This window comes from Mesorhizobium sp. M1E.F.Ca.ET.041.01.1.1 (genome assembly GCF_003997355.1).
Taxonomy (GTDB): Bacteria; Pseudomonadota; Alphaproteobacteria; order Rhizobiales; family Rhizobiaceae; genus Mesorhizobium.
The window spans coordinates 1-10,550 of sequence record NZ_RZSL01000171.1 but is presented as its reverse complement, the minus strand read 5'-3'; the positions used below and the strand labels follow the sequence as shown (position 1 = coordinate 10,550).

The following is a 10,550-nucleotide window of genomic DNA, read 5'->3' as shown; positions in this document are numbered from 1 at the left end:
AGCTAGGTGTGTCGAGATTCAGGTCAGGCCGAGCCGAGAACGGTGGCTTCCGAGAACCGGCCTACGCCGGCCGTAGCTCATGGAGCGGAGACCCTTATGAGGGCTTCGGCCGGCGAAGGCCGGAGCGGAGCGTACTTCAAGTACGTGAGCACCGGAAGCGGAGGAAGCCGCCGTTCGCAGGCCGGCCTCACCTGAATATCGGCACACCTAGTCCAAGCAGCCGACATAGGCGCCAGACCTGCCGGCGCGCCGCTCGATCAGATTGGCGAGCCGTCTGAGCCCCGGCCCCGGCTTGGCCGGGTTGCGGGCGATCGGGTTGGGCAGGCTGACGGCGAGAAGTGCGGCCTGCCGGCGCGACAATTGCTTGGCCGAGACGCCGAAATGGTGCCGCGCGGCGGCCTCGATGCCGTAGATGCCAGGCCCCCACTCCGCGATGTTGAGATAGATCTCCATGATCCGCCGCTTCGACATCACCGCGTCGAAATAGACGGCCAAAGGCAGCTCGACCACCTTGCGCACGCTGCCCAGTGGCCGCGACCACAAGAAGAGATTCTTCACCGTCTGCATGGTGATGGTGGAGGCGCCGCGCGTTGCCTCGCCGGCAAGCGCATCGTCGACCACGCCGCGCAATTCGCCGAGATCGACGCCGCGATGGAAGCAGAATTGCCCATCCTCCGACATGATCACCGAATGCGCCAGCACCGGCGCCACGTCGTCGATCGACACCCAGCGCCGGTCGTAGCCGGAGAAAGTCACGAGATCCTTCAGCATCAGCGTCGAGACAGGATGCACGAAGGACGGCAAATAGAGGAAGGTGAGCACGACCGGTATCGCCGCCAAAATGATGGCCACGACCAGGCAGCGCCGGCCAAGGCGCTTGAGACCGGCGCGGTTCAGGCGCCGTGGTCGCGCCATGTCCAGCCCTTCGATTTCATGTTCGACGATCGGTTCCGACAAGCCGCCCCACCCGTGCCACGCGCCCAATCGGCATAAAGGTGCCAGGCTTCTTGCGCAATGTCTGAGTGTCGGCTACCGGTCCCGGCCATGACGAAAGACGACCATATGGCCTTCGAAACCGCGTTTTTTGCGCGCGCCGCCGCAATCGAGGTCCTGCTCCGGCAGATCCTCGACGCGCCTCTGCTTTCCGGCGAGATCGCCCGGCCTGAACGCTTGATGGCGGCGATGCGCCATGGCGTGCTCAACGGAGGCAAGCGGCTCCGCCCTTTTCTGGTCATGGAAAGTGCCGCTCTCTTTTCCGCCGATGGCGAGGCGGCGATGCGCATTGCTGCGGCGCTCGAATGCGTGCACTGCTATTCGTTGATCCATGACGATCTGCCGTCGATGGACAATGATGACCTGCGCCGCGGCCAGCCGACCGTGCACAAGGCCTTCGACGAGGCGACCGCCATCCTCGCCGGCGACGCGCTGCTGACTTTGGCCTTCGACATCATCGCCGACGAGGCGACCGCTCTGCCGGCCGAGCGCCGGACAGCGCTCGTGCTGGCGCTTGCGCGTGCCGCCGGAGCCGGCGGCATGGTCGGCGGCCAGATGCTCGACCTCGAGGCCGAGCGCAGGCGCCCGGACGAAGCCGGCATCATCAGGCTGCAGGCGATGAAGACCGGCGCGCTGATCCGCTTCGCCTGCGAGGCCGGAGCCATCGTCGCCGGCGCGCCCGCCGCCGATCGTGAAAGACTGGCCGAGTTCGGCTCGGCCATCGGCCTTGCCTTCCAGCTCGCCGACGACCTGCTCGACCTCACTGCGGACGCCGAGCAGATGGGCAAGGCGACGAAGAAAGACGCCGCCGCCGGCAAGGCGACGCTCGCCGCGCTGCACGGCCCCGACTGGGCGCGCGAGCAGCTCCACGGCCTGATCGACCAGGCGCATGCGCTGCTCGATCCCTATGGCGAGGAGGCGGCCCTGCTCAAGGCCGCGGCGACTTTCGTGGCGACGCGCAACAGCTGAACTGCGGTGCCGGCAGACGACGCCAGCCGGGCACCGATCCGATCGTCACAGCTTTGCCTCGGCGAAAATGCGCGATGCCCACTCCAGAAAGGCGCGCAGCCGCGGCGCGAGCTGCCGGTTCTGCGGATAAAGTGCGAACAACGGCGTCGGCGTCGGCGGAAAATCCTCCAGCACCTCGATCAGCATCCCGTCGGCCAGATCCTTTTCCAGCCGGTAGCGCGGTGCTTGCAGCAAGCCGAAGCCGAGGCGCGCCAGCGCGGCGGCGGTGTCCGAATTGTTGACCCTTACCCGCCCCGGCAGCGTTGCCCGATGCACCTTTGTGCCGACGGTGAACTCCAGCGGCAGCACTTCGCCGGTGCGCGAGGAGACGAAACCGATGGCCTGGTGGCCGTCCAGCGCATCAGGCGACGTCGGCACGCCGTGCCTCTCCAGATAGCCAGGGCTGGCGCAGGTGATTTCGCTGATCGTCGCCAGCCGTCGCATGATCATGCCGCTGTCCTGCGGTTCACCGGCGCGGATGACGCAGTCGACGCCTTCGCGCACCAGGTCGACCAGCCGGTCGCCCTGGCCGATATGCAGATCGATCTCGGGATAGCGTTCGAGGAAGACGGGCAACCCCGGCAGCAGGAATCGCTGCGTGAGCAGCGGATGCGCGTCGATGCGCAACAGGCCCCGCGGTTCGGCGCTGCGGAATCCGGCTTCGGCATCCTCCACCTCTCCAAGGATAAAAAGGCAGCGCTCGTAATAGGCCTGCCCGTCGAGCGTCGTGGCGACATGGCGGGTCGTCCTGTCCAGCAGACGCGTCCCCAGATGATCCTCCAGCTGCTTGATCGCCTCGGTGGCGGTCGAGCGCGGCAGGCCGAGATCGGCGGCCGCCGCGGTGAAATTGCGCCGCTCCACCACGCGAACGAACAGCCGCATCCTGTCGAGTCGATCCATGTTAGATTGTTCGCCCTATCCGAATACTGCTGTCAATAGCGGACCGATTATCCGGCAGAAGCTACAGTCTATATCCGTCCCGCAACAAACGAACGGAGATCGATTATGCAGAAGACAAGAGCCGCGATCGTGACAGGCGCGTCGAGAGGCATTGGCGCGGCGATCGCCAAGCGGTTCGCCCAAGAGGGCATTGCCGTCATCGTAAACTATGCGCGCGGAAAGGACGCCGCCGATGAAGTCGTTTCGGCGATCGAGGCTGTCGGCGGTACCGCTCTCGCGGTGCAGGCCGATATTGGTGAACCGACCGGTATGACCGCTTTGTTCGATGCGGCCGAAAAGGCATTCGGCGGCACCGACATCCTCGTCAACAACGCTGGCATGATGAGGCTGTCGTCAATCGCGGAGACCGGAGATGGTGAGTTCGAACGCCAGCTTGCGATCAATCTCGGCGGATCATTCCGCGGTATGCGCGAAGGCGCGCGGCGCCTGAACGACGGCGGACGCATCATCAACTTTTCCTCGAGCGTGGTGGGCTTCTACCAGCCGAACTATGGCGTCTATGCCGCAACCAAGGCCGGCGTCGAAGCCATGACGCACATCCTGGCCAAGGAACTTGGCCCGCGCCGTATCACTGTCAATGCCGTCGCCCCCGGCCCGGTCGGTACCGAACTCTTCACCGACGGCAAGAGCGCCGCGCAGATCGAGGCAATCACCAAACTCATTCCGCTCGGCAGACTTGGCCAGCCGGACGACATCGCCGGGCTCGTCGCCTTCCTTGCCGGTTCCGACAGCCAATGGGTCAACGGCCAGGTCATCCGCGCCAATGGCGGCGCGATCTAAGGGCAATCAGCAAGACTTTCGCAGCGGTTTCGCGTCCGGAACTGCGTAAGAAAGAAGGTACACGATCATGCAGCAGACAATTCTCATCACCGGCGCGTCCAGCGGCTTCGGCGCAATGACAGCGGAGGCGCTCGCCAGAGCCGGTCACCGGGTCTACGCCTCGATGCGGGATCCGCAAGCGCGCGGAGGCGCGGCGGCCGCCGCAATCGAAAGGCTGGTGCGTGAGGAAAAGCTCGCGCTCAGCGCCATCCAACTCGACGTGCTCTCCGAACCGTCGATCGATGTGGCCGTCAAAACCATCCTCGCCGAAGCCGGCCGGATCGACGTCGTCATCCACAATGCCGGGCATATGGTTTTCGGACCGACCGAAGCCTTCACGCCCGAGCAATTGGCTGCGCTCTATGACGTCAATGTGCTGGGCACCCAGCGCGTCAACCGTGCGGTCCTGCCGCATATGCGCTCGCTCGGCCAAGCTCTGATGATATGGGTCGGATCGAGCAGCACCCGCGGCGGCACGCCGCCCTTCCTTGCACCATACTTTGCCGCCAAGGCGGGCATGGATGCGCTGGCGCAGAGCTACGCGCTGGAACTCGCCCGTTTCGGCATCGAGACGACCATCGTGGTGCCGGGCGCCTTCACAAAGGGCACGGAACATTTCGCCCATTCCGGCAAACCGGACGACACCGAACGCGCCGCCGCCTATTGGTCGGGACCGTATGCCGGCGCGGACGACAAGGCGCTCAAGGGCCTTGCCGGCTTGGACCCCGCCGATGCCGATCCCTCAGAGGTCGCGCAGGCCATCGTCGATCTCGTGGAGATGCCGCATGGCCGCCGGCCGTTCCGCGTCCATATCGATCCGTCCGATGACGGCGCGACCATCGTCAACGGCGTCGCCGACCGTGTCCGGGCACAACTCCTGGAGCGCATCGGCCTCGCCGACCTTCTCCATCCAGCGCCGTGAAATCCAACCCGAAGGAACCTGGAAATGCCATTTGCCAACTTCAAGATGCCCGAAGCCGCCCTCACAAAAGCGCAGAAGGAAGACCTCGTCCACAAGACCACGCAGATGTTTGTCGAATATTTCGGCGAGGATGTGCGTCCCTACACCATGGTGCTGATCGAAGAAATTCCCGATGGAGGCTATGGCCGCGCCGACGAAGTCTTCATTCTTCCCGATGCCTACCGGGCCAAGGATATTGCCTGATTTGAACCGGGCGAGCCGCTTGCCGAGCGGCTCGTTTCAAGTTGATCCATCGGTGGCTCTCTTTTCCGCCGATGGCGAGGCGGCGATGCGCGTCGCGACACGCAATAGCTAAAGCGCGAGCGATTAACGCCCTTTCGGCTTTGTCAGCCATGCTCCAGGAGCGACTACTCGCCGCCAGGTCTCGAATAACTGCGGTAGCTTCGATGCTCCGGCCGCGGCCGACCCGGAAGGTCACTCAGCGCGCAAGGCGTCGATAGGCTGAAGCCGTGCCGCCTTGCGGGCGGGATAATAGCCGAAGAAAACACCCACGCAGGCGGCGAAACTGACGGCCAGCAGCACCGCGCTGATGTCGATGACCACCGGCCATCGGGCAAAGGCGCCGATGCCGGTTGCGGCGGCGATGCCGACAAGCGCGCCTAGCATTCCACCCAGCGAAGCGAGCGTCATTGCCTCGACGACAAACTGGACAAGGATGTCGCGTCGACGCGCACCGACCGCCAGCCGGAGCCCGATCTCGCGGGTGCGCTCCGTCACCGTCACCAGCATGATGTTCATAATGCCGATGCCGCCCACCACGAGCGAGACCGAGGCGACGGCGGAAAGCAGCAGCGACACGACTCGCGTAGTCGAACCCTCGAGATCGGCGGCTTCCGCAAGGTTGCTGATCATGAAGCTGTCTTCCTGACCTGCCCGCAACCGGTGACGTTGCCACAGGAGATCTCGGATGGCTTCCATCGCATCATCGGCCGATAACCAGTCGGCGAACTTGACGGTGATATTGTGCACGAGGGCGGGATTGGCCCGGCTGGTGCCGACAAACTGGCGCCGCGCCGTTCTCAGCGGCACCAGCGCCACATCGTCTTGGTCCTCGCCCCAAACGCTTTGCCCCTTCCGCTCCAGCAGGCCTATGACCGTGAACGGCACGCCACGAATGCGGATCGCAGAGCCGACAGGATCGGTCTCGCCAAACAGCTTCTCGCGCATCGTCGTGCCGAGGAGCACCACGTTGGCGGCGCGTCGGTCGTCGTCCGCGGTCATCTCCCGACCCGCGATCACGCGCCATTCCCGCGCCGTAAAGTAGCCGGGCGTCACGCCGCGAAGCACGCCTTGCCAGTTGAGCGATCCAACGGTGAGCTGCTCGCGGGCGTGCAGTAGTGGCGCCGCCACGACCACACCGGGGATCTCCGATTGGATCGCTAGTGCATCGTCTTCGCTCAGCTGCGGCGCGGCACCGCTGCCCAGCCGGACGCTGCCCATGCGCACACTGCCTGGGGTCACCACGATAAGGTTCGCGCCGAGGCTGCGGATCTGGGCCGCGATTCGGTCGCGAGCGCCGATCCCCACCGCGATCATCACGACGACGGCGGCAACACCGATGACGATGCCCAGCATGGTGAGCGTGCTACGCAGATGGTGAGCGCGAAGCGACCGCAGGGCTGTTCTGACGCTACCGGGCATTGCTGCGAACCAGCGACAGATGGCAGGTATCGCCCGAATTCAAGCCGCTCCGCGTCTCGGAATCCTCAGGCACCACGCGGCCATCTCGGAAGGTCACGATGCGATCGGCATTGGCGGCAACCTCTGTCTCGTGCGTAACCACAACGACCGTCAGGCTTTCACCATTCAGATCGCGGAAGATACTCATGATCTCCTGCCCGGTCTGGCTGTCGAGCGCACCGGTCGGCTCGTCGGCAAGCAGAACCAAGGGCGCAGTGACCAGGGCACGGGCAATGGCGACGCGCTGCTGCTGACCGCCCGACAGCTCGGCCGGCTTGTGACTCGCCCGGTTCGCCAGACCGAACCTTTCGAGCATCTCAAGCGCGCGCCGGCGGCGCTTGCCCGGCCACATCCGACGATAGAGGAGCGGCAGCTCGACATTTTCCAGGGCAGTGGCACGTGGCAGCAGATTGAATGACTGAAACACGAAGCCGACGCTGCGGTTGCGGATAGCCGCGAGAGCATCGTGATGAAGGCGGCCGACATCGATCCCATCCAGCCGGTATCTGCCTTCGGTCGGTCGGTCGAGGCAGCCCAGGATGTTCATGAACGTGGATTTGCCCGAACCCGACGGTCCCTTCACGGCGACGAATTCACCCTGCTGGATTGTCAGGCTCACGCCGTCGAGCGCCCCGATCCAGGAGCCGCCGATGCGGTAGCTGCGGTGTACGTCCTCGACTTCGATCAGGGCCACGGCGAGCTCTCTCACTGAAAGCGGAACCTGATCAGCACGGAAGACGCCTCGTCCTCCGGGCCGGGTGCGGCGGGCCCAACGATCACCGGCTGCGTCTCGGTGAGATCGCCAGCCACAACCTCTGTCGTTCGGCCGTCAGTGATCCCGAGACGAAGCGGTACCGGCCTTGGTTCGCCGCGCGGCCCCAACACGAACACCTGGCCGGCCGATCCAGGCTCCATGCCGCGGTCCGCTGCGAGCTTGGATGAAGGGGCAACTGCGAGGCGACGCCCGTCCGGCCTGGTATCCTTTGGGCGGAAACGCAGGGCGGCATTGGGCACTTTGAGAACATGTTCCCGTCTCGCCACCACCACTTCGAGATTGGCGGTCATCCCCGGCAGCAGAAGCTCTTCCGGGTTTTCGGCAGCCACCACAACGACATAGGCGACGACATTCTGCACGATTTGCGGCGCCTTGCGGATCTGCTTCACCGAGCCGGCGAAAACGCGATCTGGATAGGCATCGACAGTGAAGGTGACCGGCTGTCCCACGGCAAAACGACTGATATCGGCTTCGACCACCGTTGCTTCGACCTGCATCTGCGTCAGGTCTTTGGCTATGGTGAACAGGATCGGCGTCTGCAAGCCCGCCGCCAGTGTCTGACCGCCGCTCACCGCACGATTGACCACTGTGCCGGTGACTGGCGCTCGGATATACGTCCGCTCAAGATCGATCCGGGCCTGCCGAAGCATGGCTTCCCTCTGCTTGACCTGGGCCAGCATGTTGGCAAGCTCCGCATCAGCCATGCTGACGCTCGATTGGGCGGCGCGGACGGCGGCCAGTTGCGACAACTCCTCCGCGCCGATGGATGTGGCCTGTGCTTCAGCTGATTCGTGCGCGTTCTGGGTGCGCTCCCATTCGCCTGCCGTAATGACATTGCGCTGTGCCAACGGTCGCTTGCGTTCCATGTCCTGGAGCGCCTCGGCAAGCCCTATTTGCGCACGCCTGTTCTGACCCACCGCCGCTTCATGCTTGGCTTCAGCGGTCTCCAGTTCGGCCCGGGCTCGTTCGATCTGCGCCTGCTGCATCAAAACCTGCGTCTGCGCCATCTCCAGTTCGGCTTCGGCCTGGGCCACCCGGGCCTCATACATTTCCGGTTCGACACGCGCGATGACCTGGCCCAAGGTCACCTTGGAATTGAAATCGGCGTAAAGCTCCTTGATCCGGCCGGAAAGCTGAGACCCGACTTCCACGACCACCAGTGCATTGAGCGTACCGGCGGCTTGCACGGTCGTAACGATGTCGCCCCGCTCCACAACTTCGGTTTGGTATGCCGGCCTCTTCAGCGCTTCGGTGTGCGTAGGCTTCACCTGCATCAGCAGCTGCCGGAAAGCCGATGAAATCTGCTCGACCCCCGACGTCAGCGACGGTGCGAGCGAAGCCTCCGGCATCGTTGCCGCGCCGACGATCACCGCCGCAAAGAGGACGCTGCGCATCATCATGTGCGAACTATCCAGATCGCCGGGAGGGCGGGGGCTCTCCCGGCTGTTCGCCCTGGCTCGGGAACGGGCGACACGTCAACTCGCCCATACCTTCGCGTCAGCCAACAACCGCGGCGCCTCAATGCAGATACCCGAGGCGACGCATTTCCGGCCATTACTTGCAATGCCCCGGATTGCCGGTGCAGCTCGTCTCGGTCTTGTTGCCCAAATTGCCTTGGCCGCTTGAAGTATCCGTCGTCGCCGTGCCGAACGCGTTGCCGTTCACGTCCTTTGTCGTCGTGTTGCAGACGCAATCGGGCGTCGACCCTGTCTTCGTGCAGGAAGCGACCCCGGCATCGCCGCATAGGTCTGTGCACTGTGTGGCCGAGACGCCGGGGCACAGATTCTGCGCTCCCGCGCCGCCTGTGCCAAGCATGAGCGCGCCGCCCAGGGAAACGGCGGTTGCAACCGCCAAAAACAACTGTCTACACATGTGTTACTCCCTTGTTGGCCAGAGTCACCATCTCCCTCATCGCAGGCCACCTCTGGCAGTGGCCTGCAGACAAAAGAAAAGCGATACACTCCGGTCTTGACCGGAGCGGTCTGTCTTCAAGGCATGTTCGGAGAGGAGGCACTAACGGCAGTGACTAAACCGCCGCGCCTCCTGACGCTCTTCTGGATGCGGACATTTTACCCATGCGCAAGCGCGGCGCCGATCCGACAACCGGATCGCGGCGCGCAGCAACGCACCCTCCAGTTCTTTGGCTTGGTGTCAATCAGCCAGTAACAAGGTCAAGTATATTAGCACTTAATTAACTAATTGCAAAGCGCGTTTCATAAGCCGAAGCGCAATCCACAGCGCCGCGAGCTTGCTGGCAACGGCATCCCCGGGGAGGCTGTACGTGCATTGATGTAATCACGCATGTATTCGGCGCCTCCAATGCGTCAGGTAGCTGCTTGCGGGCCCACTACGTGCCCAAGCACGCGCTGTTTGCAGATCTGGCCACATCGGGCTTGAAGCACCTATCCTGTCGACCCTGTCGACTTCGATGCGACGGTCGTCGAGGAACTCGGCCTTCCCCAGAGGCGCGATTGGCAAAAGAGGCGCGATTGGCAAACGCCCTTCCGCGCACCAACGAAATCTTAATGTAAATCAAGCGTAATCCCGACCGTTAAAATTGTGCGTATGGGTTTGGGGTTGCGCATGCCGGAGTACTCCTCCTTCATCCGGTCGATCCGGATTCGCTATATTTCGGGATTGCTTGTCTTCGCGCTGGCCTCGGCCGCCGTCATGTTCGCGCTCAACCGCGTGAATTCATACCGTCACGAGGTCGACGCGCTGAGCGGCAACTTCGTCATCTTCTCCCGCGACCTGCGCAACGCCACCAATTTCGCCGAGACGACCGGAACGGCCTGGCGGGCCGAGACTCGCGAGGCGCTGACCACCGCCGCGCGTGGCCATTCCGAACGGCTGACGGGCGAGATCGAGATCCTGAACGCGCAGCTTGCGGCGATCAGGCCGCGCCTGTCGAACAACACCCTCAACGCGCTGGAATCCGCTTCGGTGAACGGCGATCTGTTCTGGTCGGCGCGCGACATGGTGCGCAACTTCAACCTGATGTCGGTGGCCCAGAAAGTCGACGAATGGAGTTATCGCGAGATCCGCAACCAGAACGATCTTTTCGCCCAGCCGATGCTGGTGCGCGTGCGCACCACACTCGACGACGAGCGGCACCTTGCCGACGCTTCCAGCGACCGGCTGCTCTTGTGGGCGAGCGGCCTGCTGATCGCCGTGATCGCCATTGCGGCGGTTCTGATCTTCCGGCCGATGGAGAAAGCGATCCGCCGCGCCTTCGCCGAAACCGCCGCATCGCTGTTCAAGGCGGAGGCGGCCGACCGTGCCAAGTCGGAATTCCTCGCCAATATGAGCCATGAGATCCGCACGCCGATGAAC

The 10,550-nt window shown here is 63.9% G+C and carries 9 protein-coding genes and 1 pseudogene; 5 read left to right on the top strand and 5 right to left on the bottom strand.

Annotation, left to right across the window (positions count from 1 at the left end; all coding sequences use genetic code 11):
- Positions 1–207: 207 nt before the first annotated feature.
- On the bottom strand, positions 208–915 hold the full coding sequence (locus tag EOA38_RS16130) for a transglycosylase domain-containing protein (protein WP_127299665.1): 708 nt from the start codon (positions 913–915) through the stop codon (positions 208–210).
- A gap of 129 nt (positions 916–1,044) precedes the next feature.
- Between EOA38_RS16130 and EOA38_RS16125 the strand changes: the two genes are divergently transcribed.
- Complete coding sequence (locus EOA38_RS16125) at positions 1,045–1,962, top strand: polyprenyl synthetase family protein (protein ID WP_126091518.1); 918 nt, start codon at positions 1,045–1,047, stop codon at positions 1,960–1,962.
- Between the two features lie 45 nt (positions 1,963–2,007).
- Here EOA38_RS16125 and EOA38_RS16120 read toward each other — a convergent pair whose 3' ends face one another.
- Complete coding sequence (locus EOA38_RS16120; protein WP_127299663.1) at positions 2,008–2,901, bottom strand: LysR family transcriptional regulator; 894 nt, start codon at positions 2,899–2,901, stop codon at positions 2,008–2,010.
- Positions 2,902–3,006: 105 nt separating this feature from the next.
- Here EOA38_RS16120 and EOA38_RS16115 point away from each other — a divergent pair, with 105 nt between their 5' ends.
- The 3 genes from EOA38_RS16115 to EOA38_RS16105 all read left to right on the top strand — a co-directional run bounded on the left by EOA38_RS16115 (position 3,007) and on the right by EOA38_RS16105 (position 4,945).
- Positions 3,007–3,741, top strand: a complete 735-nt coding sequence (locus tag EOA38_RS16115; RefSeq protein ID WP_189434693.1) for an SDR family oxidoreductase — start codon at positions 3,007–3,009, stop codon at positions 3,739–3,741.
- Positions 3,742–3,805: 64 nt separating this feature from the next.
- Positions 3,806–4,702: an SDR family oxidoreductase gene (locus EOA38_RS16110; protein ID WP_127299661.1), complete on the top strand. Its 897-nt coding sequence runs from the start codon at positions 3,806–3,808 to the stop codon at positions 4,700–4,702.
- Positions 4,703–4,726: 24 nt separating this feature from the next.
- Positions 4,727–4,945 (top strand): 4-oxalocrotonate tautomerase family protein, encoded by a 219-nt coding sequence (locus EOA38_RS16105; protein ID WP_127299660.1) that lies wholly within the window; start codon positions 4,727–4,729, stop codon positions 4,943–4,945.
- Between the two features lie 231 nt (positions 4,946–5,176).
- Here EOA38_RS16105 and EOA38_RS16100 read toward each other — a convergent pair whose 3' ends face one another.
- Genes EOA38_RS16100 through EOA38_RS16090 form a run of 3 tightly spaced genes read right to left on the bottom strand, consistent with a single transcriptional unit; the run spans position 5,177 to position 8,617 of the window.
- Positions 5,177–6,337: an ABC transporter permease gene (locus EOA38_RS16100; RefSeq protein WP_245480846.1), complete on the bottom strand. Its 1,161-nt coding sequence runs from the start codon at positions 6,335–6,337 to the stop codon at positions 5,177–5,179.
- 55 nt (positions 6,338–6,392) lie between these two features.
- Positions 6,393–7,136, bottom strand: a complete 744-nt coding sequence (locus EOA38_RS16095; RefSeq protein WP_245480845.1) for an ABC transporter ATP-binding protein — start codon at positions 7,134–7,136, stop codon at positions 6,393–6,395.
- Positions 7,137–7,147: 11 nt separating this feature from the next.
- The gene (locus EOA38_RS16090) at positions 7,148–8,617 is read right to left on the bottom strand and encodes an efflux RND transporter periplasmic adaptor subunit (RefSeq protein WP_127299658.1); all 1,470 of its coding nucleotides are present in this window, start codon (positions 8,615–8,617) and stop codon (positions 7,148–7,150) included.
- 1,183 nt (positions 8,618–9,800) lie between these two features.
- Between EOA38_RS16090 and EOA38_RS16085 the strand changes: the two are divergent.
- Positions 9,801–10,550: pseudogene (locus tag EOA38_RS16085) on the top strand (hybrid sensor histidine kinase/response regulator); the annotation flags it as partial.

Excerpts from the sequence above, each read along its gene's own strand:
- EOA38_RS16105 (WP_127299660.1), top strand. The coding sequence starts at position 4,727 with ATGCCATTTGCCAACTTCAAGATGCCCGAAGCCGCCCTCACAAAAGCG.
- EOA38_RS16120 (WP_127299663.1), bottom strand. The coding sequence starts at position 2,901 with ATGGATCGACTCGACAGGATGCGGCTGTTCGTTCGCGTGGTGGAGCGG.
- EOA38_RS16125 (WP_126091518.1), top strand. The coding sequence starts at position 1,045 with ATGACGAAAGACGACCATATGGCCTTCGAAACCGCGTTTTTTGCGCGC.
- EOA38_RS16115 (WP_189434693.1), top strand. The coding sequence starts at position 3,007 with ATGCAGAAGACAAGAGCCGCGATCGTGACAGGCGCGTCGAGAGGCATT.
- EOA38_RS16100 (WP_245480846.1), bottom strand. The coding sequence starts at position 6,337 with ATGCTGGGCATCGTCATCGGTGTTGCCGCCGTCGTCGTGATGATCGCG.
- EOA38_RS16130 (WP_127299665.1), bottom strand. The coding sequence starts at position 915 with ATGGCGCGACCACGGCGCCTGAACCGCGCCGGTCTCAAGCGCCTTGGC.
- EOA38_RS16090 (WP_127299658.1), bottom strand. The coding sequence starts at position 8,617 with ATGATGATGCGCAGCGTCCTCTTTGCGGCGGTGATCGTCGGCGCGGCA.